22 protein-coding genes are annotated in these 21,188 nt (G+C 73.3%); 9 read left to right on the forward strand and 13 right to left on the reverse strand.

Annotated features, from left to right (window positions below; genetic code table 11):
* Positions 1–28: 28 nt before the first annotated feature.
* Positions 29–976 (reverse strand): sensor histidine kinase, encoded by a 948-nt coding sequence (locus ACSUPT_RS00545; protein WP_365727512.1) that lies wholly within the window; start codon positions 974–976, stop codon positions 29–31.
* Positions 973–1,860, reverse strand: coding sequence for an MEDS domain-containing protein (locus ACSUPT_RS00550; protein ID WP_361661697.1), 888 nt, complete (start codon positions 1,858–1,860; stop codon positions 973–975). Before ACSUPT_RS00550 ends, ACSUPT_RS00545 begins: the two co-directional genes overlap by 4 nt.
* Before the next feature lie 204 nt (positions 1,861–2,064).
* Between ACSUPT_RS00550 and ACSUPT_RS00555 the strand changes: the two genes are divergently transcribed.
* A complete protein-coding gene (locus ACSUPT_RS00555) occupies positions 2,065–2,487 on the forward strand; it encodes a DUF6003 family protein (RefSeq protein WP_361661700.1) in 423 nt (140 codons plus the stop codon).
* Between the two features lie 167 nt (positions 2,488–2,654).
* On the opposite strand, the gene ACSUPT_RS00560 is transcribed toward ACSUPT_RS00555, so the two are convergent.
* Positions 2,655–4,145, reverse strand: a complete 1,491-nt coding sequence (locus ACSUPT_RS00560) for a hypothetical protein (RefSeq protein WP_436943156.1) — start codon at positions 4,143–4,145, stop codon at positions 2,655–2,657.
* Positions 4,146–4,457: 312 nt separating this feature from the next.
* Between ACSUPT_RS00560 and ACSUPT_RS00565 the strand changes: the two genes are divergently transcribed.
* A complete protein-coding gene (locus ACSUPT_RS00565) occupies positions 4,458–5,309 on the forward strand; it encodes an RNA polymerase sigma factor SigF (protein ID WP_351965178.1) in 852 nt (283 codons plus the stop codon).
* A 225-nt stretch (positions 5,310–5,534) separates the two neighbouring features.
* On the opposite strand, the gene ACSUPT_RS00570 is transcribed toward ACSUPT_RS00565, so the two are convergent.
* Both ACSUPT_RS00570 and ACSUPT_RS00575 read right to left on the reverse strand, forming a co-directional pair.
* Positions 5,535–6,731, reverse strand: coding sequence for a phospholipase D-like domain-containing protein (locus tag ACSUPT_RS00570; RefSeq protein WP_436943158.1), 1,197 nt, complete (start codon positions 6,729–6,731; stop codon positions 5,535–5,537).
* Between the two features lie 51 nt (positions 6,732–6,782).
* A complete protein-coding gene (locus ACSUPT_RS00575) occupies positions 6,783–7,091 on the reverse strand; it encodes a hypothetical protein (RefSeq protein ID WP_436943160.1) in 309 nt (102 codons plus the stop codon).
* A 192-nt stretch (positions 7,092–7,283) separates the two neighbouring features.
* On the opposite strand from ACSUPT_RS00575, the gene ACSUPT_RS00580 reads away from it, so the two are divergent.
* Positions 7,284–7,511, forward strand: a complete 228-nt coding sequence (locus ACSUPT_RS00580; RefSeq protein ID WP_361661707.1) for a hypothetical protein — start codon at positions 7,284–7,286, stop codon at positions 7,509–7,511.
* A gap of 131 nt (positions 7,512–7,642) precedes the next feature.
* Here the strand turns inward: ACSUPT_RS00580 and ACSUPT_RS00585 are convergent, their stop codons facing one another.
* From ACSUPT_RS00585 to ACSUPT_RS00600, 4 genes are all read right to left on the reverse strand, one after another.
* Positions 7,643–8,095, reverse strand: a complete 453-nt coding sequence (locus ACSUPT_RS00585) for an SRPBCC family protein (RefSeq protein WP_351965181.1) — start codon at positions 8,093–8,095, stop codon at positions 7,643–7,645.
* A 237-nt stretch (positions 8,096–8,332) separates the two neighbouring features.
* The gene (locus ACSUPT_RS00590; RefSeq protein WP_019330262.1) at positions 8,333–8,536 is read right to left on the reverse strand and encodes a cold-shock protein; all 204 of its coding nucleotides are present in this window, start codon (positions 8,534–8,536) and stop codon (positions 8,333–8,335) included.
* 744 nt (positions 8,537–9,280) lie between these two features.
* Complete coding sequence (locus ACSUPT_RS00595; RefSeq protein ID WP_361661710.1) at positions 9,281–9,685, reverse strand: hypothetical protein; 405 nt, start codon at positions 9,683–9,685, stop codon at positions 9,281–9,283.
* A gap of 190 nt (positions 9,686–9,875) precedes the next feature.
* Positions 9,876–10,967, reverse strand: a complete 1,092-nt coding sequence (locus tag ACSUPT_RS00600) for a LuxR C-terminal-related transcriptional regulator (RefSeq protein ID WP_436943161.1) — start codon at positions 10,965–10,967, stop codon at positions 9,876–9,878.
* A gap of 439 nt (positions 10,968–11,406) precedes the next feature.
* On the opposite strand from ACSUPT_RS00600, the gene ACSUPT_RS00605 reads away from it, so the two are divergent.
* The 3 genes from ACSUPT_RS00605 to ACSUPT_RS00615 all read left to right on the forward strand — a co-directional run bounded on the left by ACSUPT_RS00605 (position 11,407) and on the right by ACSUPT_RS00615 (position 14,579).
* On the forward strand, positions 11,407–12,570 hold the full coding sequence (locus ACSUPT_RS00605; protein ID WP_351965184.1) for a S8 family peptidase: 1,164 nt from the start codon (positions 11,407–11,409) through the stop codon (positions 12,568–12,570).
* 294 nt (positions 12,571–12,864) lie between these two features.
* Positions 12,865–13,950 (forward strand): S-(hydroxymethyl)mycothiol dehydrogenase, encoded by a 1,086-nt coding sequence (locus ACSUPT_RS00610; RefSeq protein ID WP_436943163.1) that lies wholly within the window; start codon positions 12,865–12,867, stop codon positions 13,948–13,950.
* Complete coding sequence (locus tag ACSUPT_RS00615) at positions 13,950–14,579, forward strand: MBL fold metallo-hydrolase (protein WP_351965186.1); 630 nt, start codon at positions 13,950–13,952, stop codon at positions 14,577–14,579. Before ACSUPT_RS00610 ends, ACSUPT_RS00615 begins: the two co-directional genes overlap by 1 nt.
* A gap of 202 nt (positions 14,580–14,781) precedes the next feature.
* Here ACSUPT_RS00615 and cpt read toward each other — a convergent pair whose 3' ends face one another.
* Both cpt and ACSUPT_RS00625 read right to left on the reverse strand, forming a co-directional pair.
* Positions 14,782–15,303: a chloramphenicol phosphotransferase CPT gene (gene cpt / locus ACSUPT_RS00620; protein WP_399218200.1), complete on the reverse strand. Its 522-nt coding sequence runs from the start codon at positions 15,301–15,303 to the stop codon at positions 14,782–14,784.
* A 171-nt stretch (positions 15,304–15,474) separates the two neighbouring features.
* Positions 15,475–16,425 (reverse strand): DUF389 domain-containing protein, encoded by a 951-nt coding sequence (locus ACSUPT_RS00625; RefSeq protein ID WP_436943164.1) that lies wholly within the window; start codon positions 16,423–16,425, stop codon positions 15,475–15,477.
* Positions 16,426–16,609: 184 nt separating this feature from the next.
* On the opposite strand from ACSUPT_RS00625, the gene ACSUPT_RS00630 reads away from it, so the two are divergent.
* From ACSUPT_RS00630 to ACSUPT_RS00640, 3 genes are all read left to right on the forward strand, one after another.
* A complete protein-coding gene (locus ACSUPT_RS00630; RefSeq protein ID WP_351965188.1) occupies positions 16,610–16,867 on the forward strand; it encodes an EF-hand domain-containing protein in 258 nt (85 codons plus the stop codon).
* A gap of 264 nt (positions 16,868–17,131) precedes the next feature.
* Positions 17,132–18,352, forward strand: a complete 1,221-nt coding sequence (locus ACSUPT_RS00635) for an MFS transporter (RefSeq protein WP_436946153.1) — start codon at positions 17,132–17,134, stop codon at positions 18,350–18,352.
* Between the two features lie 390 nt (positions 18,353–18,742).
* A complete protein-coding gene (locus tag ACSUPT_RS00640) occupies positions 18,743–18,967 on the forward strand; it encodes a hypothetical protein (RefSeq protein WP_365726590.1) in 225 nt (74 codons plus the stop codon).
* 41 nt (positions 18,968–19,008) lie between these two features.
* Here the strand turns inward: ACSUPT_RS00640 and ACSUPT_RS00645 are convergent, their stop codons facing one another.
* The gene (locus tag ACSUPT_RS00645) at positions 19,009–20,202 is read right to left on the reverse strand and encodes a PP2C family protein-serine/threonine phosphatase (protein WP_436943166.1); all 1,194 of its coding nucleotides are present in this window, start codon (positions 20,200–20,202) and stop codon (positions 19,009–19,011) included.
* Positions 20,203–20,535: 333 nt separating this feature from the next.
* Positions 20,536–21,159, reverse strand: coding sequence for a DUF6000 family protein (locus tag ACSUPT_RS00650; RefSeq protein WP_436943167.1), 624 nt, complete (start codon positions 21,157–21,159; stop codon positions 20,536–20,538).
* Between the last annotated feature and the right edge of the window lie 29 nt (positions 21,160–21,188).

The raw sequence follows: 21,188 nt of genomic DNA on the forward strand, positions 1-21,188 counted from the left end.
ATACCGACCGCTCGGCGGCGGAGCGGGGTCAGAGCGCCATGTGGAGGCGCAGGACCAGGCCGTCGGCGGTGGCCCGGATCTCCACCAGGTCGGCCAGCTGGTGCATCATCCACACGCCGCGGCCGCCGTGGGGCGAGAACGGGTCGGGGCGCCTGCGGCCGATGAGCGGGTCGGGGAACCGGCCCGCGTCGCGCGTCTCGGCGATGAGCGCGTCGCCGGTGCGCCACAGCCGCAGCGTGCCGTGCCCGCCGCCGTGCCGTACGGAGTTGCTGGTGGCCTCGGTGACGGCGAGCAGCAGGTCGGTGCGGCGCTGCGGGGACATGCCGGCCGCCTCGGCCCACCGGTCGGTCGTGTCCCGCACGTGCGCCAGGTCCTCGGTCCCGTAGGGCACGACGATCGGGTCGCCCGGCTCCGGCAGGGGGGTGTCGCAGTCGCGGGACACCTCGTGCGGGTCGGCGTGGTCGGGGCTGGGGCGGTACACGCCCAGGTCGCCCACGACGGGGTGGGTGCGGCGGGCCTGGGTGAGGACGTCGTCGGGGAGGGCCGTGTCGTACGGGCAGAGGATCGTCGCGTCCCGGTGGGCGAAGGCCAGGTTGATCAGCGCCTCGTGGCGGGTGGCCTCGCGGGTCTCCTCCCGGGTGCGGCCGACCCAGATGGGCTCGCCCACGATGGCCGGCGCGCGGTCTCCGGCGCGGTCGGCGAACTCCTGGAGCATGGACAGGATGCGGCCGGGGTTGCGGCCCGCGTCCCGCATGTCGACCCAGGTGATCCCCTCCGCCGTCCGGTGGGTGTCGCGCAGCAGGTCCAGGCGGGGGCCGGGCACGGCGACGAGCAGCGGGGCGCCGTCGGCCGCGCCGTCGCTGATGAAGCCGCCGACGCCCGCGAGGTACTCCTCGTCCGTCCCGTAGAACAGCGCGGGGTGGTGGAAGGCGCCCCGGGGGGCGGGCTCGGGGCGGTTCTGTGTCGGTGCGGTCATCGGCCGACGACCTCCAGACAGGTGCGGAGCTCCGGGAAGAGTCCGAGGATCCGCTCGGCGGACAGCGGGGCCCCGGTCACGCGCAGCGGCGTGTCGGACGGGCGGCGCGCCGCCGCCCCGGCGAACGCGACCAGGGTGTTCATGTCGAGGTGCCTGAGGTCGCCCAGGTCGAGGGTGACCCGGTCGGCGGTGGACGCGGCGAGCGCGGCGGCCACGGAGTCGGTGACGCGGCGGCTCTCGTACCCCGCCGATCCGGACAGCCGGAAGCCGGGCCGGTCGGTCAGCGGCCCGGCGCGCAGGCCGGCCGAGGAGCCGTCCGGGAGGGGCGCGCCTATCCGCGTGGGGTGTGCTCCGGCCAGGACGGCGATGTCGTCGGCGGGCATGAGCCGACGGTCGTAGAGGCACCAGGTGGTCAGCGGAAGCCGGTCGAACACCTCGTGGTGGGTGCGCAGTTCGTACTCCAGAAGACGGTCCGCGCCGGCGGTGGCGCGTGCGGCCCAGGCCATCTCGCCCATCGTGTGCAGCCGCCGGTAGCCGGCGGCGAGGGCCGCCTCGACGGCGTCGTGCCACAGGGTGATCGCCGCGTCGGGGTCGAAGCACCGGCAGGTCAGGTACGTCTCGTCGGCGGTCGTCACGGTCAGCTGGCCGCGCCGTACGGCGGACGCGGCGTCGACGTCCCGGTCGGTGAGGGTGCGCAGCACGTACTCGGGCGCGGTCGTGTCGGCGCAGTACCAGACGCGGGCGCCCTCGGCGAGCCCGGTGCGGACGAAGGCCGTGAGGTGGCCGGCCCAGGCGTCGTCGTCCGCGTAGACGACGCTCGCGTGGTGTCCGGGCGCGGGGCGCGCCGCCGTGCGGGGGAAACGGGAGGTCGCGTCCGCTGTCACGACTGTCGCCTCCCGAACCACAGGGTGGCCCGGCCGGACCACGCTGCCCTCATCGTACTGACCGGATGCCGGCGGTTCGGAGCCGGTGGGGCGGGGCGGGCCGAACCCGGCGCCGCGCGGGCCGGTCGCGGCGATGAACCGGGCGGGCCGGGGTATGCGGACCGGCGACCGCCGTCCCCCCTTTTTTTCGTGAAGGAGTCGCAGGTGACCGACGACGCGTATCTGTTCCTGACGGATGACACGGCGACGCCGCTCGGGGTGCCGCCGGCCTCCCTGGGCGACCTCGCCTTCCTGGAGACCCCTGCCGTACGGGCGTGGCTCGACGCGTACGGCGTGACGGCCACGTCCCCGCGGCTGCGCCTCGTGCCGCCGGAGGAGACGGCGGCCATTCCGGAGGAGGCGGAGCGGCTGCCGGTCCCGCTGAGCGAGGAGGAGCTGAGCCGGCTGCGGCACCACGCCGCGCCGGAGTCGCGGGCCCGTCTGGAGGAGCGGCTGCTGGCCTACCGGGAGTGCGCGGACGGCCGCGACGCGCTGCTGAGCCAGGCGGTCGCGGCCGGTGTGCCGCTGGAGCGGATCGTGGAACTGACCGGTGAGGACCCGGCGACCGTGGCGTCCGTCGCGCGGTGATCCGCCGCGGCCGGGGTGTTGCCGGGGGCTTCGCGGGTTTTGCGGGTGGAGGGTTCGCTTCTTCGGGCTTCCGGTGGCCCTGTGGGGGTCCCCGTGGCGGTGTTCGCCGCGCCGGTGAGGCCGTGGCGTGGCGGGTGGCCGTGGCCCGGGTGGGGGTCGTGGGGCCGTCAGGCGGCGCGGGCGCCGTCGGAGTGCGGGCCGCCGTCGCCGGGAGGGTGTGCGAGCCGGGTCCGTACGGCCTGCCGGATGCGGCGGGCGCACTCCAGGTGGGCGCTCGCGGGCTGCCCCGACGGGTCGGGGATGTCGCCGCCCGGGTCGAGGCAGTGGATCCGCGCCGTCGCCTCGGGGGCGAGCGCCAGTACGGCGTCCCGCTGGGCGCCGGTCATGCAGTACACGGCCGCGCTGCCGCGGCACAGGCGCACGGTGAGCGGACGGGCCCGGTGGCGGCGGGGGCTCGGCCACAGGGGCCGCACACCCAGGTCCCGGAGCGCCGCCCGCGCGTGCGGCGACATCCGGGCGCGGTGCCGCCGCGCGGTGGTCGGCGCGGTGAGCCCGGCACTGGTGAAGCGCGCCGCCCGGACGGACCCGCGCGCCGCCTCGTGGCGGGCGATGTACTCCGCGAGCGGCGACCGGGACGTGTTGTTGCCGCACACGAACACCACCCGGCGCCCTCGGCCCTTGGCTGCGCGGCGGCGTGACAGGGTCGGGGCGGACAGCGCCAGCACGGCCGCGACGACCATCACCAGCGCCAGCAGCTCCGCACCCGACGGCAGGGGCAGGCCGGCCAGATGGTGCAGGGCGTACGCGGCGACCAGACCCGACACGAGGCTCGCGCACCGGTTCGCGGGCACGCACCAGGTGAAGGCGCGGGCGTCGAGGTAGATCAGCGTCCCGAAGACGAACAGCACCTCGTACGCCACGCCGACCCCGGCCGCCGCCCAGGCGGTGGGCGTCGCCAGGAAGTCGGTGAACCCGGCGCGGAGCCCGGGCTGCCCGGCCAGGGCCCCGACGCCGAGCAGCAGGACCAGGCACAGCGGGGCGACGGCGTGCTCGACGGCGAAGTACCGGCGGTCGACGCCCACCTCACCCGCCTTGGCGACACGGCTCATCAGGTCGAAGCGGGCGGTGTAGCCGGCCAGGTACCCGCACAGGCACAGCACCGCGGGCAGCGTCAGATGGTGATCGCGCACCCCGCCGAGGGCCACGAGCACGGCGGCCAGACTGAAGCCCAGCGCGACCCAGGCCGAGCGCGGAACGTGCCGGCCCCGCGCCAGGTCCATGAGCGGGGACATCACCAGCACTCCCCCGCGCATCAGCAGCAGCACGAGCAGCACCGACGCCCCGGGGAAGGTGAAACCCAGGGTGGTCGTGCCGATCACGACCGCGGCGGCGGCGCCGGCGAGGATCTCCCGCCGGTACGCCGAGACGGCGCCCCGCGGGCCGCCGCCGGCCCCGGGCTCCGGGCGCGCGTACCGCCACCAGCCGCTGGCCAGGAGGAACAAGGGCATCACGGCGAGCTGGCCGAGGGCCGCCGCCGGGAGGACGACCATGCCGTCGACCGGGCCGCCCGCCGTCTGGGTCATTCCGTGGACGAGGGTCTTCAGGAGCATGACGTACGGGATGTAGGAGGCGAAATATCCGAATGCCAGCCACGCCATGCGCTCAGCGTGACCGGGCCTCACGGAACGCCACAAGGTGCCGGCGGACCGGCGGGGGGTTGCGCGGAGGCACGGCGGGCTCGGGCGGTGGGAGAGACGGCGTGCGCACCGCGTGCGCCGGGTCACGCCCGGCGCCCGACACCCGGGCCGTACACAGCTGCCGGCACCCTCTATCGGACGGCCTGGCGGGGTCCTCCGCGGGCGAATTTCCCCCAGGGCGAAATCCGTGGGCATGATGGTGCGGCACCGGGGTAAGCGCGCTTTGTCGACCCCCCGGGTCGTGACGAGATTTCCGTGAATGGAGGAGGGACGATGACGGTGGCGACGACCGACACGCGGACGAGGGCCAACAGCGGTATCGCCACGCTGCCGGAGGTGGAGGACCCCCGGAACGTCCCGCCGAAGGACGCTCGGGCGCTGACGAAGCTGTTCCTGGAGCAGCTGGCCGTGCTTGAGGAGGGCACGCACGAGTACCAGTACGCCCGCAACACGCTCATCGAGATGAACATGTCCCTCGTCCGGTACGCGGCGGGCAGGTTCCGCAGCCGCGGCGACGAGATGGACGACATCGTCCAGGTGGGGATGATCGGCCTGATCAAGGCGATCGACCGGTTCGAGCTGTCGCGGGAGGTGGAGTTCACCACCTTCGCCGTCCCGTACATCGTGGGCGAGATCAAGCGGTTCTTCCGCGACACGTCGTGGGCCGTGCATGTGCCGCGGCGTCTGCAGGAGGCGCGGGTCGAGCTGGCGCGGGCGACCGAGGAGCTGCGCAGCCGGCTCGGCCGGACGCCGACCGTCAAGGAGCTGTCGGAGCTGATGAACCTCTCCGAGGAGGAGGTCATCGAGGCCCGGCTCGCGTCGAACGGCTACAACTCGTCGTCCCTCGACGCCGCCATCAGCGGCGACGAGAGCGGCGAGACCGCGCTGGCCGACTTCATCGGCACCGAGGACCCGGCGATGGCGCTGGTGGAGGACTTCCAGTCGCTGGCGCCCCTGATCAGCCAACTGGACGAGCGGGACCGCCGCATCCTGCACCTGCGGTTCGTGGAGGAGCTCACGCAGGCGCAGATCGGTGAGCAGCTGGGCTGCTCGCAGATGCATGTGTCGCGGCTGCTCTCGCGGACGCTGAAGCGGCTGCGCGAGGGCATGCTGACCACGCGCTGACCGAAGGAGCCTGCCGGGCCGCCGAAGAGCCTGTGCCGGGCCCCGACGAACCTGTGCGAGCCGAGGAGCCCGTGCCCGCGCCGACCCGTGGTCGGCGCGGGCACGGGCTCCTCGGCCGTTTCCGGTGACGGTGCGCGGAGACGTGCCCGCCCGTAGAGCCCGATGGCCGTGCCCGGCCGTAGAGCCCGATGGCCGAGCCCGGGACGCGGCCCCGGCGCCGAGCCGCTACAGGAACCTCCGCAACGGCGCGACCGCCGCCTCCCGTATCCGCTGGTGGGCGGCGCGGCGTTTCCAGCGGGACGGGTCGATGGCCGCGCTGCGGGCGACGTCCTCGTCGTAGTGGGCGTCGAGGGTCGCGGTGAACTCCTCGTCCAGCACGGCGAGCATCACCTCCTCGTCGTGGTCCATGGAGCGGCGGTTGAAGTTGGTGGAGCCGATCAGCGAGGCCACCCCGTCCACCGTGATGATCTTGGCGTGCATCATCGTGGGCTGGTACTGCCGGATGACCACCCCGGCCTCCAGCAGCTCGCGGTAGTGCGCCTGGCCGGCGAGCTGCGACGCGCGCTGGTCGGTGTAGGGACCGGGCAGCAGGATCTCCACCCGTACGCCCCGGCGCGCGGTGGCGCACAGCAGGTGGATGAAGTACCGGTCGGGTGCGAAGTAGGCGGTGGCGAGGCGGAAGCGCTCCTCCGCCGAGGTGAGCATGACGCGGATGAGCGTCTGCATGTCCTGCCAGCCGATGCTCGCGGAGCCGCGGACGACCTGGACGACGGATGTGCCGTGCTGGGTGTGCTCGGTGAAGCGGTCGCACTCGTCGTACAGCTCGTCGTGGCACTCGGCCCAGTTCTGGGCGAACGCGGCGGCGACGCCGTCCACGGCCGGTCCGCGCAGCCGCACATGGGTGTCGCGCCACTCGCCGGGGTGCCTGGCGTCGCCGCACCACTCCTCGGCGATGCCGACGCCGCCGGTGAACGCCGTGTGCTCGTCCACGACGAGCGCCTTGCGGTGGCAGCGGTGGTTCTGCTTGAACGGGGACAGCCACACCGGTTTGCGGAACCACGCGATCTCCACACCGGCGGCGTCCATGTCGTCCAGGAGGTCCGTCTCTATGCGCCGGGCGCCGAATCCGTCGAGCAGCAGCCGTACGCGCACCCCGGCGCGGGCCCGGTCGGCGAGCGCGGCGGCGAAGTCCCGTGCGATCTGCCCGCGCCAGTACACGAACGTCATCATGTCGATGGTGTGCCGTGCGGAGCGGATCGCGTCGAGCATGGCGGGGAAGATCTCGTCGCCGTTGCGCAGCGCCACCAGCTCGTTCCCTTCGGTGGCGGCGATTCCGATCAGCCGTTCGAGCCGCCGTCTCAGTCGCTGCTTGCGCGCTGCGGGGTCGGGCGGGGTGTCCGCAAGGGCGGGGGCAGGGGTCATCTGACGTCCTTCACGAGGAGCGGGGTGCTCGGGGCGGTGTACGGGAACGGTTCAGGGGCGCGGGTTGGTGCGCTGCCAGCGGGGGCGCGCGTCGCCGCCCCGGCGACCGGCCGCCGACGCGCAGCGGCGGCACAGCCGCTGGACGCGGTCGGCGGCGCCACCGGACTCCGGAAGGGCGTCCGTCCAGGTCACATGGGGGAAGCGGGTCAGCTGGGAGCGGCTGAGGGAGAGCCCGCAGACGGTTTCGTTGCGGCCGCGCTCCCAGGCGTGTACCTCACCTGCGGGGAGCCTGCGCCGCAGCCCGTCCTCTTCCTCGGTCCACTGCCCGGAGGCCGCTACCGCGTACTGCTTCGGTGCCATACGGAGCGCGTACCCCGCGTCCCGCGCTCTCACGTCCCCGCCCGCCTCCGTGCCAGGGACCGGCTGGCAGGGATCCGGGAAGGCCCGACGGCGTGGTCCGGGAGGCGGGACGGCGTCGTCCCCGAGGCGGGACCGGCGCGGTCCGGGAAAAGCGGTACGACCGGGCCGGGCGCTGTGCGTAGCATCCGGCGCATGCCACGACCCGGGGGTTTCTCCTCCATACAGCGTGCCGACGGCACGGTCCTGATCGCTCATCACCAGCGTGCCGCGACCGCGCTGCGGGGCGGGCGCGCCGCGCGCTTCCTCGCGGAGGTGGAGGCCGGCGACGCGCAGCTGGTGATGGCCCGTTGGACGGGGGCGTACAAGTTCGGCAACGAACGCCAGGCGCGGCAGCATCCGCGCAACCGCGGCCGGTCCTGACCGCGCGGCCGGCCGGACCGGTCGGCGGGGACAGGACCGCGCCCCCGTACCCGAGGATCGGGCCGGGGGCGGCGGGACGGCGGGGCTCGGTGGCCGGTGGGCCTGATGGTCCGCGGACCTGGGGGGTCTGGTCAGACGACCTCGCCGCGCCATGCGCCGGTTTCGGTGCCGCGGCTTTCGATGAAGGACTTGAACCGCTCCAGGTCTCCGCGGACCTGCCGCTTGACGAAGCCCAGCTTGTCGCCGACGGTCTCCGCGGCGCCCTCGGGCTCGAAGTCCATCTGGAGCATGACCTTGGTCGTCGTGTCGTCGATGCGGTGGAAGGTGACGACACCGGCCTGCCGGGCCTCGCCGTCCACGGTCGTCCAGGCCACCCGCTCGTCGGGGCGCTGCTCGGTGATCCGCGCGTCGAACGACCTGCGTACCCCGTTCACGTTGGTCGTCCAGTGGGTGAGGGTGTCGGTGCGCTGCTCGATCCGCTCCACGCCCTCCATGAACTGCGGGAACGTCTCGAACTGGGTCCACTGGTCGTACGCGGTGCGCACCGGGACGTCGACCGTGACGGATTCCTCGACCTGCGACATGCGGGATGCCTCCTCGTCTTCGGCGCGGCCCCGCATCCGGGGGCCGCGGGCTCCGCTTACCGGAGACGGTCGTATACCCCGGTCCCCGCACCCCATGACTGCCGCCGTCCCGGCCGCGTGCGGGGACGCCGGCCACGTCGGGCCGAAGGCGGGCCGGGGCACCGCATGGTGCCGGGAACGGGCCAGGGCCCCCGGAGCATGTGCTCCGGGGGCCCTGGCGTTCGCCTGTCCGGCGGATCAGGCGGGGGTGATGTTCTCCGCCTGCGGGCCCTTCTGGCCCTGCGTGATGTCGAAGGTCACCGCCTGGCCCTCCTGGAGCTCGCGGTAACCCGTGGCGTTGATGTTGGAGTAGTGCGCGAAGACGTCCGGACCGCCGCCGTCCTGCGCGATGAAGCCGAAGCCCTTTTCGGAGTTGAACCACTTCACGGTTCCGCTGGCCATGCTCATGCCTCTCAGTCGATATCGGGCCCGCACCGTGCGGTCCCGGAGGTGATCGCCCTGGTTCTCAGGCACTGCACAGCAAGAAGCCCACGCCTCAGCGTGGGCAGGAACTGCGAACCACGACATCTGTCGAAGACGCTACACCGCGAAAACGCTCATCACCAGAGAGCAACTGCCCACCGCTCGGCGGCGTCGTCCTGAAACCACCCACCGGAGGACATCACGCCCCCGCTCCGGCCACCCCGGCCGTCCCACACCGCACCGCGCCGCCCGCACCGCCACCAAGCCGACAACCACACCCACCGCGGCCCTCACGACGCCAGCGCCACGTCCCCCGCTCGCCCCCGTTCGGACGAGCCGCCACAGGACCGCCCCGCCGGCTCGGCATTGCCCCGTTCCGGTGAGCCCCAGCAGCCGGAGCCCCGGCACGTCTGTGGCTGCTCCTCCCGAGTCGACCGGCGCAACAGAACGCCCGCCCGGTCGCGGCTCCCAGCCCTGCATCCCAGGCAGGAATCGGTTCGGCTGAGACTGCCAGGTTCCTCGGTGCTGTGACTCCGCTCCCAGTGGGTCAGAGCCGGGATGTGCCGGGGGCTCGGCGGCCAGAGGCCACACGGAAGCCGGCCCCGTGCCGTACAGGGACGGGACCGGCTTCGTGCCGCTCGGCGTGGGTATCGGGAACGCGAGGCGGCAAGGGGCTCGGGGCCGCAGGCACGCCACCGCAGACGCCGGCCGCCGGACCGTCGGTCAGATGCGGCCGCCCGTGAGCCGTGTGACGGGGCCGTAGGTGCGGCGGACGGACCTGCGTCCGCCGGCGTACGCGCCGACCACCACGGCCGCCGCGGCGGCGACACCGCCGGCGGTGACCGGGTTGGCCTTCAGCAGGCCCAGCGCCGGCACCCCGGCCTTGCGCCACACGCCGTTGACCGTCGAGGTGAGCGCCTGGGTGGACGCGGTCAGAGCGCCCGAGGCCTTCTCGCCGACCGTGCCCCCGGCCTTCTCCCCGGTCTCCTTGGCCCGGTCGGCGGCGGAACCTGCCGCGCGACCGGCCGTCTTCGCGGCCGTACCGGCGGCGGAACCAGCCTTCCCGTTCGCCGAGCCGCCCGCTTCCGTCGTCGTGCCCTTGCTCTGGTTCTTGTCCGTTTCGCTCATGGACTGCGCGTAACCCGTCCGGGGCCGCGAAAACCGCTTGATCTCAGACGGCTTGAAGCAGCCTCACGTCCGGCGCCGCGGGAGGGAAGGCAGCCCCCTGGTGCCCGGGCTCGTCGTGGCGCCGCGCGGGCGCGGAGCCTGGACGGGCACCGCAACCCGACGCGACCACGGGTCAGTCCGTGCCGGGGCGTCAGTCGATGAGACCGAGCCGGACGGCCTGGACACCTGCCGCGAACCGGCTGTCGGCGCCCAGTTTGGCCACCAGCGCGGTCAGCAGGCGGCGCAGGGTGCGTTCGGAGCAGCCCAGCCGGCGGGCGATCGCCTCGTCCTTCGCGCCGGCGGCGAGCAGGGCGAGGACTTCGCGTTCCCTGGGCGAGTAGTCCTCGGGCGCGTCGCCGGTGCCGGGGCGGCGCACCGTGGACGCGGCCGGGTGGCCCGTGGCCCAGTGGTGGTCGAAGACACGGGCGAAGGAGTCGGCGAGCCGTGTGCTGTGCAGGATGACGTCACCGGAGGTCTCGTCGTGTCCGTCGACCGTTCCGACGGCCATGACGGTGACGGCCCGGTCGAAGACGTTCAGGTGGAGCGGGACGGTGGCGGCGACCCTCACCTGCACGCCGTGGTCCATCAGCACGGAGAGGTAGTGCGCCACGCCGGTGCGCCTCAGGGCGCGGGCGGCCACCAGCAGCCGCAGGTCGACGCCGCGTTCCAGCAGCCGCACATCGGCCTCCACGGCGGCTTCCAGCACCTCCCTCCCGGGGAAGCTGGTGCGCATGCACAGCAGCTCCCGCCGGCAGAGCACGTCCAGGTCTTCGAGCCGCCGGCGCAGTCTGGTCCGATCGTCGAAGAACTCCGCCTCGACGGTGTCCCACCGGGTGGGCGCCATTCCCGGAAGCAGCCGCAGCACGTCTTCCACCGCCTCCAGGCCGCGGTGGAGCTCGTCGCGGTACCGGTCGATGCGTGAGCGGTGCTCGGCCACCAGCTCGTGCAGGGCGCGCTGGGGTGAGCGCACCTGCTGGTGCTCCCCGTCGAGCAGGTGCCGCTCGGCGAGCCAGCGGCGTACGTCCTCGGGCAGCGTGTCCGTGTCGTCGGGCGCGGTGGGTCGCGCACCGGTCGTGCCGGGCTCCGGGGGGCGGGCCATCCGGTGGACGAGCGCCTCGTAGGCGGCCCGGCCGGCGGCCAGGTCACCGCCCTGTGCGTCGGCCGGCCCGCCCCGGTCCGCCTCAGGGGCAGGCGGTGCACCGGGTGACCCCTCGGGTGGCCGGCGGGGGATCTTGGATGACATGAACAGGACCATAGGATGGCCGGCTGGTTTTTGGCCATGGTCGGACACCTCCTCGACGCCCGCGTGTCCGCGGGCGGTCACGCCTGATTCGGCCGTGGTCAACTCGTCATGTCCATCGCTATGTTCAACGCCGCGCCGAGAAATCGCCTCGGACCGGCGGACGGAGACCCCGACCCGCGGTCCTCGGCCCGGCGCGCGCCGGCCGCCCGTGCGTACGGGAGACCGGCGCGGACGGGTCCCGCATCGGCCTGTTCCGATGCCGTACCGCACGACAGCCGTCACGGCGTCCGTCGCCGTACCGCGCTGTTCCACCCCTCGCACGCCACCGATCCCCCGCCGCCCGGTCACCTCAGGTGCCCGCACGACGTGGTGGCGCGCCCCCCACACCCGGCCGGTTCAGTTGTCCCGGCCGGACTCACGATGAGGTGTTCGCTTACCCATGCGCAGAAGTCACATCGGTGCCCTCGCCCTCGCCCTCCCGCTGGCCTTCTCCCCCACTCTGGCCTCCGCCGCCTCCCCCGCCGAGCCGGCGCCCGCCCCGCTGCTGAAGGTCGCGGACGCGCCCGCCGCGAAGGAGATCAAGGGCCGCTACATCGTGACCCTCAAGGCGGGCGCCGACGCCGCCGGTCTCGCCAAGGCGGAGTCGGTCAAGACCCGCCACCTGTACCGCAACGTCCTCAACGGCTTCGCCGCGGACCTGACGCCGGCCCAGCTCGAGGAGCTGCGGCGCGACTCGCGCGTCGTGTCCATCGAGGAGGACCAGAAGGTCACCGCCTCGGCCACGCAGACCAACGCCCCCTGGGGCCTGGACCGCATCGACCAGCGCAGCGGCCGCAACGGCACGTACACGTACAACCGCAACGGCGCCGGTGTCACCGCGTACATCATCGACACGGGCATCGCGACGGGCCACGCCGACTTCGGTGGCCGCGCCCGCAACGTGTTCGACGCGTTCGGCGGCAACGGCGAGGACTGCAACGGCCACGGCACGCACGTCGCCGGTACCGTGGGCGGCGCCACGTACGGTGTGGCCAAGGGTGTCCAGCTGCGCGGTGTCCGCGTGCTCGACTGCCAGGGTTCCGGCTCGTTCTCCGGCATCATCGCCGGCTTCGACTGGGTCCGGATGAACGCCGTGAAGCCGGCGGTGGCCAACGCGTCGCTGGGCGGCGGCTACTCCGCGGCCCTGAACAACGCCGCGACCGCCCTCGCCAACTCCGGTGTCCACCTGGCCGTCGCGGCGGGCAACGAGAACCAGGACGCGTGCAACGTGTCCCCGGCCAGCGCCTCCGGCACCATCACGGTCGCCGCGTCGGACTCCTCCGACCGCAAGGCCGGCTTCAGCAACTACGGCAGCTGCACCGACCTGTACGCGCCGGGTGTCAGCATCACCTCCGCCCGTGTCGGCGGCGGCTCCACCGCGATGAGCGGCACCTCCATGGCGTCCCCGCACGTCTCCGGTGTGGCCGCCCTCTACAAGTCGGCCTACGGCGACGCCTCCAGCGCCACCGTCAACAACTGGCTGATCAGCAACAGCACCACGAACGTCATCGGCGGCAACATCAGCGGCACCCCCAACCGCCTGCTGTTCAAGTCGACGCTCTGAACCTCCACCCTTCCGGCGCTCCCCTGACGGGAGCCTGCGTCGAGCAGGTGCCGCGCTGGAACGACGGGCCCGGTCAGTGTGCCGCTGACCGGGCCCGGTCGTCTTCTCCCCGCGCAAGCCCCGTGCCCCGCCGTCCCGCCACCACCGCTCGGCGTCGCACCCCCCTCATGCGCAGCGGCCGCGCGCCCTTGTCGGCACGCCCGGTGGCCCTCCCCTCCGGAAGAAGTCGCCGCACACACGCCCCGACCGCGATAGTGGTGCCGTACACCCATACCGAGGAAGGGATGCGCCGCGATGGCACAGCAGGTCCGAGGGGTTGTGGCCCCGGGTAGGAACGAGCCCGTACGGGTCGAAACGATCATCATCCCGGACCCCGGCCCCGGCGAGGCGGTGGTGAAGGTGCAGGCGTGCGGCGTCTGCCACACCGACCTCCACTACAAGCAGGGCGGCATCAACGACGACTTCCCCTTCCTCCTCGGCCATGAGGCGGCGGGCGTGGTGGAGTCCGTCGGACCGGACGTCACCGACGTCGCCCCCGGCGACTTCGTGATCCTGAACTGGCGGGCCGTGTGCGGAAAGTGCCGGGCGTGCCGTCGCGGCAGGCCCTGGTACTGCTTCGACACCCACAACGCCACGCAGAAGATGACCCTGGAGGACGGCACCGCACTGTCGGCGGCGCTCGGCATCGGGGCGTTCGCCGAGAAGACGCTGGTCGCCGCGGGCCAGTGCACCAAGGTCGACCCGTCCGTCGCTCCCGCCGTCGCCGGGCTGCTCGGCTGCGGTGTGATGGCGGGCATCGGCGCGGCGATCAACACGGGCCAGGTGGGCCGGGGCGACACGGTCGCCGTCATCGGCTGCGGGGGCGTCGGCGACGCGGCGGTCGTCGGCTCCCGTCTCGCCGGAGCGGCCCGGATCATCGCCGTCGACATCGACGACCGGAAGCTGGAGACGGCCCGTTCGATGGGCGCCACCCACACGGTCAACAGCCGTACCATCGACCCGGTCGAGGCGATCCGCGAACTGACCGGCGGGTTCGGCGCCGATGTCGTCATCGAGGCGGTCGGCCGCCCCGAGACGTACCGGCAGGCGTTCTACGCCCGGGACCTCGCCGGCACGGTCGTCCTGGTCGGCGTGCCCACACCCGAGATGAAGCTGGAGCTTCCGCTGCTCGACGTGTTCGGGCGCGGTGGCGCGCTCAAGTCGTCCTGGTACGGCGACTGCCTGCCGTCCCGCGACTTCCCGATGCTGATCGACCTGCACCAGCAGGGGCGCATCGACCTCGGGGCGTTCGTCACCGAGACGATCGGTCTGGACGACGTCGAGAAGGCGTTCGCCCGGATGCACGAGGGCGACGTGCTGCGTTCGGTGGTGGTGCTGTGATGACCGCCCGCGTGGAGCACCTCGTCACCTCCGGCACGTTCTCGCTGGACGGCGGCACCTGGGACGTGGACAACAACGTGTGGATCGTCGGGGACGACAGCGAGGCGATCGTCATCGACGCCGCGCACGACGCCGACGCCATCGTGGCCGCCCTGGGCGGCCGCGCGCTGCGGGCCATCGTCTGCACCCACGCCCATGACGACCACGTCAACGCCGCGCCGGCGCTCGCCGAGGCGACCGGCGCGCCGGTGCTCCTCCACCAAGGCGACCTGCCGCTGTGGAAGCTGACCCATCCCGACCGGCTGCCCGACGGCGAGCTCGTCGACGGGCAGACCGTGACCGTGGCGGGCACCGACCTCACGGTCCTGCACACCCCCGGCCACGCGCCGGGCGCGGTCAGCCTGTACGCGCCCGACCTGGGGACCGTCTTCACCGGCGACACGCTCTTCGCCGGCGGGCCGGGCGCCACCGGGCGGTCCTTCTCGCACTTCCCGACGATCATCGACTCGATCCGCGACCGGCTGCTGGCCCTGCCGCCGGAGACGACCGTCCGCACGGGACACGGCGAGAGCACCACGATCGGCGCCGAGGCACCGCAGCTCGACGCGTGGATCGAGCGGGGGCACTGAGCGACGGTCCCGCCCGCCGGCGGCGGTCACCGGGACGCCCGTGACCGGGCCGGGGGCTTTCACGTCCGCACGCGGGCAGCGGCGGACGGGTGAGTCCACCGGCCCGGCCTGACACGCCGCCGCGTCCTTCCACTCCGGGCGCGCGGCGGAGCGCGGGGCTCCGCGGCTGTGCCGCGGGCCCCGCGCTACCGCGGACGGCTGTTCACCGCACGTGCGCGGCGATGGTCCGCGCGCAGGCCAGGGACTCGCTGCGGGTGGTGTCCACCACCACGTCGTAGTGCACGCCCCGGTGGACCGCCTCCGCCTGCGAGGCGGCCATCCCCCGGGGGCGGTCCCCTCGCGCGATCTCACGGCCGGCGGCGACATCGCTGTCGCATCTGACGCCCACCCACAGCACGTCCAGATCGCCGAGGGCCTGCTGCCACCGCTCCTGGGACGCCGCTCCGCCGAGGAAGACCTCGTCCACGACGATCCGGGCGCCCGCGCGGGCCATGGCGACGATGCCGGCCGTCCAGGCCGCCTCCAGCGCCCGGAAATCCGTCCCGACGCTCACCGAGCCGTCCGCGGCGAAGACGATGCCCTCGTCCGCGGCCCGCATCCTCGCGGGCAGGGCGTCGACGAAGGAGTCGCACCCGAACGCCAGCCACGGCTCCGGGAGCACCTCCTGCAGACACCGCACGATCCCGGACTTCCCCGAGCTGGAGCCGCCGTTGAGAATGATCATCTGAGTCGTCACCGCGCCACCCTAGATCGCTTCCGGTGCGGCACACAGCGAATATCGGCACCGCGCGGGGGCTCTCGTCGACACCCTCCCCGGCCGCATGTCCCCCGCGGAGCCTCGGCACCGGGGCCGGGCCCGCCGTGGCGCGAGGCCGCGACCGCCCGGCGATGGTGGTCACGGACCGGTCGGCTCCGGTGCCTCCCGGCGCCGCCGCCTGGACCACAGGGCCTTCTGGAACAGGAGGGTCAGGGTGCCGGCGACGATGATGCCGAGCAGGTTCAGCAGCAATTGTTCCGTCGAACCGCGTGTCTGGCCGAACGCCCCGTACGAGAGGGCGACGGCCGCGTTCGCCGCGGCGGGGACGGTCGTCACGGAGATCGCCACGCCGACGAGCGCGCCCGACTTCGAGGACGTCAGCGACAGCGTCCCGGCGACGCCCGCCAGGATCGCGACGACGAACGAGAACCAGTCCGGTGCGTAGATGAAGCCCGTGTTCGGCCGCTCGCCGTTCAGCCGGTCCATGGAGAACAGCCCCACGGCGTCCATGAAGAGACTGAAGACCACCGTGATCGCCATGGCGGCCGCGAAGCCGACGAGCAGCGCCACCAGGGACCGCCACGCCAGGCTCGGGGCACGCCGTACGAGTGCCGTGCAGATCCCCGCGAGCGGCCCGAACTCGGGACCCACCGCCATCGCCCCGACGATGAGGATCGCGTTGTCCAGCACCACACCGCACGCGGCGATCATCGTGGCGAGTGCCAGGAACGCGATGTACGTGACCGAGAGCGTGGACTCCTCGCGGGTCGCGTCGGACAACTGCTCCCACAGCACCGCGTCGGCCGCCTCTCCGGGGGCCTCCTTCTCCGCCTCCTCGGCCCGCTTCGACAGCGTCAGGTCGACGTTCTCCACGCCGATCGCGCCGACGTCGTCGAGGCCCATGGACCGCAGCTCGGCGATCACCTCGTCGCCGGCCTCGCGGGCCGCGTCGAACATGACGATGTCACCCGCGGGGTCGCGGGCCGCGCCGGACAGCACCGCGAGGTGCGTGCAGCCGACCCGGCCCTCCACCAGCCGTACGATGTCGTCGGTCCGGTCGGCCGGCACGATGACCCGCAGATGCAGCACAGCGTCTCCTCCCTCTGTTCGTGGCGACACCCGCTGCACCCGGCGGCCGGCCCCGCGCGCGCCATCGTACGGGCGGATGCGCCCGGGCGGCCGGCAGCCGGCGCGAGGCAACCCGCACGGGCCGGGACGCGTCTTCCCGCGCGAGCGTGGCAGACCGACCGGTGACGAAGGGGACACGAACGACGTGACCAGTGACAAGGCCCGGAAGCTGTTCGAGGCGCTGGACCTCGACAACGACGGGACGCTGACCCGCGAAGAGGTGATCACGGCCCTGCGGACGAAGGGGCCGACCCTGGCCGCGGCGGGCGATCTGCCGTTCTGGGGTCTGGGCGACACCGACGCGTCGTCGGCGCTGTTCGACAGCGCCGACCAGAACGGGGACGCGGTGCTGACGCTGGAGGAGTTCGCCGCGGTGGTCGACCGACGCTTCGGCTGGCGCTGAGCCGCCCACACCGACAAGGCCGTCGGGCCGGTCACCGGGGCGTGACGGCCGCCGGATCCCCGAAAACCGCGACGGCCACCGGCGCCCCCAGGATCGGGACGGCCACAAACTCGTAAGGACCGCAGGTTACTTCGCTCCTATACTGCGGTCCATGCGACGACACCACGCCATACCCGCCCGCGCCGGACGGGCGCACCGGTGAGCAAGACCTCCGACACCGGTACGACGCACGGCACCGAGGAACCGCCGCCCGTCCGGCGGCGACTGCTCGCCGATCTGACGCCCCTGCGCACCAGCCCGGACTACCGGCGCCTGTGGGTGGGCAACACCATCTCCTGGACCGGCCAGGGCATGACCACCCTCGCGGTCTCCCTGCATGTGTACGACCTGACGCGGTCCACCTTCTCGGTGGGCCTCGTCGGCCTGTTCTCCCTCGTCCCGCTGGTCACGTTCGGCCTGTACGGGGGCGCCGTGGCGGACCGGGTCGACCGCAGGCGCCTGGGGCTGGTCAGCGCGGTGGGTCTGGCCGCGCTGTCGGTGGTGCTGGCCGCGGGCACCCTCGCCGGGTTCCACCATGTGGGGTTCCTCTACGCGGTGGTGGCGCTGCAGGCCGTGTGCGGGGCGGTCAACTCCCCCGCCCGGCAGGCGATGATCCCGCGCCTGCTGCCGAAGGAGCAGCTCCCGGCGGCCAACGCCCTGTCGTCGATCACCACGACGTCCGGCTCGCTGGTGGGTCCGATGCTGGGCGGGGTCGTCGTCGGGGCGTGGGGGTACGAGGCCGCGTATCTGATCGACGCCGTCGCGTTCACCGCCGCCCTGTACGCGATGTGGCGGCTGCCGGCGATGCCGCCGCTGCGGACCGACGACGCGAAGCGGGCGTCCGTCCTCGACGGGCTGCGCTTCCTGGCGACGCGTCCGAACGTGCGGATGACGTTCTACACGGACTTCTGCGCGATGATCCTCGCCCACCCGCGGGCGCTGTTCCCCGCGCTGGCCGTGCTCAGTTACGGGGGCGACGCCCGGACGACCGGCCTGCTGGTCGCCGCGCCCGCGGTGGGCGCGCTGCTGGGCGGGGTGTTCTCCGGGTGGCTCGGCCGGATCAACCGCCACGGCCTGGCCATCGTCCTGTCGGTCGCCGCGTGGGGCGCGGCGGTGGCCGTGTTCGGCCTGACCCGCGACCTGTGGCTGGGCCTGCTGTTCCTCGCCGTGGCGGGGTGCGCGGACACCATCTCCATGGTGTTCCGTTCGACCGTGCTGCAGAGCGCGGTCCCCGACGAGATGCGGGGCCGTCTCCAGGGCGTCTTCATCGTCGTGGTCGCGGGCGGTCCCCGGGCCGGCGACTTCCTCGCCGGTACGGTCGGTGACGTGTTCTCACCGACGACCGCCGTGGTCGCCGGGGGCGTCGCCTGCGTGGTGGCCGTGAGCGTCCTGGCGCTGGCCCGCCCCGGTTTCCTCCGCTACGACGGCCGCACGCCACAGCCCTGATCCCGTACGGCTCCGACGCGCCCCGTCCCGGTGGACGGCACCCCGCCGGGGCTCCCCGTCCACCGCTCCTCCCGGCGGGGCCCGCGCCGGGCGACGGCAGCGCGCGGAGAATCCCTGGAACCCGCCTGCATACCGGTGCGGATCGGGGGCACCAGGGAGTGACCCGGGCCCGGCGCCGCTTCCCCCCGACCGGCGCCGGGCTCCAGGCCCCGTCACTCACCTGTCCCGGTGACGGGGCCTCCTTCTTGTGCGCGGCTGTTGCCCGGCTGCCTCTGCTTCGGCTGTACGGGCGGGCGTCGCGGGCGGGAACCGCCGCCGGGGCCGCGGGGCGCGTGCCGTCCGGGGCTCGGGGTACCCGGAGCGGGTCCTCCACTACGAGGGAGCCGAACCGTGATCATCACCGCCTGCCTGCTGCTGCCCCTCATGGGAGTGCTGCTGTACGGCATGGACCGCTTCGAAGACTGGCTCGGCGGCGGGACGCCCGACCGCCGGCGCCATGCCCGACCGCGTCATCTGCGCCTGATTCACGGGGGCGCCAGGTCCGCCCCCGCCTCCCCCGGCACCGGCACCGGCACCGGCACCGGCACCGGCCAGAAGCATCGACGGGCCGCGTGAAACCCCCCGCGCCCGCTCGGTGTTCACAGGGGTGGAAGGGGTCAGCCCGAGGCAGCCGCGCCGTCCGGCCGCTCCCGTCCGTACCAGTCGAGGCACACGACGAGGGCGTCGTCGTCCAAGGGGGGATTGCCGTGATGTTCCGACAGCGCGCGCAGGACGGCACCGGGCACCTGCGGCGGAGGCAGGAGCCGCGTGGCGGTGAGGGCGCGCGGCAGGGCCCGTTCGCCGTACGGCTCGCCCCCGGGCGACACCGCGTCGTACACGCCGTCGCTGGCGAACAGCAGCCGCTCGCCGGGCAGCACGGTGAAGTGCTCCGGGGTGTAGACGGTGTCCTCGAACATGCCGAGCGGTAGCTGCGCGTCGAAGGGATGGGCCGCCACGGTGCCGCCGCGCAGGCGCCACATCCGGGGCGAGCCGGCGTCCACGGCCTCCACCTCCCCGGTGGCGAGGTCGAATCGGAGCAGCAGCATCGACACATGCGCGCGGCCCCGGTACTGCGCGTAGACCGCCTGGTCGGCCAGGGCGGCCTGGCCGGCGAGGTCGAGACCGGCACGCCGGGCGTTGCGCAGCGCGTTCACCGCGAGGTTGGTCAGCAGGGCGGCGTCGATGCCCTCGCCCATGCCGTTGGCCACCGTGAGGGTCAGGTGCTCGGAGGACACGGACCAGTCGTAGCTGTCGCCGAAGACCGCGTAGGCGGGCTCCAGTTGGGCACCGAGGGCGAACTCGGGTCGGGTGCAGGACCGGCCGGGCAGGAGCTGCCACTGCATCTCGGCGGCGAGGGTGAGCCGGGTGGCCCGCCGCGCCAGGACGTAGACGTCGGTGTCGCGTTCGGCGACGAGGATCTCGTGCCCCAGCGCGTCGCAGACCTGCTCCAGCGCGGGAAGGGCGGCCCGGACGTCGGTATGGCGCGGCAGTTCCAGGGAGAGCACACCCAGGCGGTCGCCCCGGATGGTGACGGGGAGGTGGACCTCGACGGGGCCGGTGTCGGAATCACCGAGGACGTACGGCTCCTGGGAGCCGAAGGCGCGCCCCTGCGGGCTGCCGTGGACGGGTACCGGCTCGTTCACCCATGCGGGGGTTTCGACGTCCTGCAGGGACCGCATGCCGTAGTCCACCATGCGCAGCCTCACGTGGCGGGCGCCGTACCGCTCCGTGAGGGCGGTCCTCACGACCTCGGGCAGGGTGTGCGGCGCGGCGCGGCGCAAGGCCCGCTCCAAAGCAGCGATCTCTTCCACGTCATCCGTCTTCTCGTGCGTCTGCTCGTACGGCTTCCGGCCCGTTCCTGGTGGAAAGAGCGTTCCCCTCGGGGCGGGAGCCGGCCTGATTCTAGCCGTATGACAACAGTTGCCGGACAACAAGTGTCAGGTGTGGTCCCGCACTTGCCCACTTATCTTGTAACCTCCCGCTCCCCGTTTCGAGCAGGCCGGGCATCCCTGGCCCCGCGGGCTCCAGGTGCACGCGACTGGCGTATGGCGGCAGGCCATGCAGGCGCTTGCCCCACCAGGGGGGCCGGCTCAGGGAGCTGATCCTCCGGCGTGGCGGAGCCGGCCCTCCGGCCGGGTCAGCCCTCAGTCCGTGGTCGCCGTCCTGGCGAAGAGCTCCGCGCACTCGTGGGCGAAGGAGCAGACCTGGTCCACGATCTGTCGGGACTCGTGCGGATCCCAGGCCGTGTCCGGCCTGGCGTCGGTCCACCGCTGCCACAGGCCGCCGGGGGCCAGGTAGGGGGATGCCCGCTCGGTCCCGAGGACCGCGTCCAGGTGAAGGAGGGTGCCGAGAGCGAAGGTCCGGTCGTGGACGAGGTCGGGTCGGGGCAGGTAGCGGTCGAGGTAGGCGCAGATCAGGTCGGCGTCCTCGCCGGTGCCGAAGGAGGCGAGAGTGGTGCAGTAGGACCCGCCGTACGGACCGTCACTGGCCAGCAGCAGTTCGCCGATACGGCTGCGGAACCCCGTCCTGCGGGCTACGGCGATCAGCCAGGAGGCGGTCTTGCGCTCTCGCCAGCCGCCTTCGAGAAGGATGCCGAGCTCAGCGGGGGTGATCTCCGCGGCGGCCTGGACCAGCTCCCTGACGAACAGCTCACGCTCGGCTCCGCTCAGCCGTAGCGCGCTTCCACCGAGCTTCAGGTACCGCCGGCCGGGCGCGACGAACCGTCGGGCCAGGTCCATGAGCTCGGGATCGGTGGCGACATCGCGCATGGCTGCATCCTCGCGCGCCGAGGGGGCCG

Source organism: Streptomyces sp. SudanB25_2051, assembly GCF_964272635.1.
Taxonomy (GTDB): Bacteria; Actinomycetota; Actinomycetes; order Streptomycetales; family Streptomycetaceae; genus Streptomyces.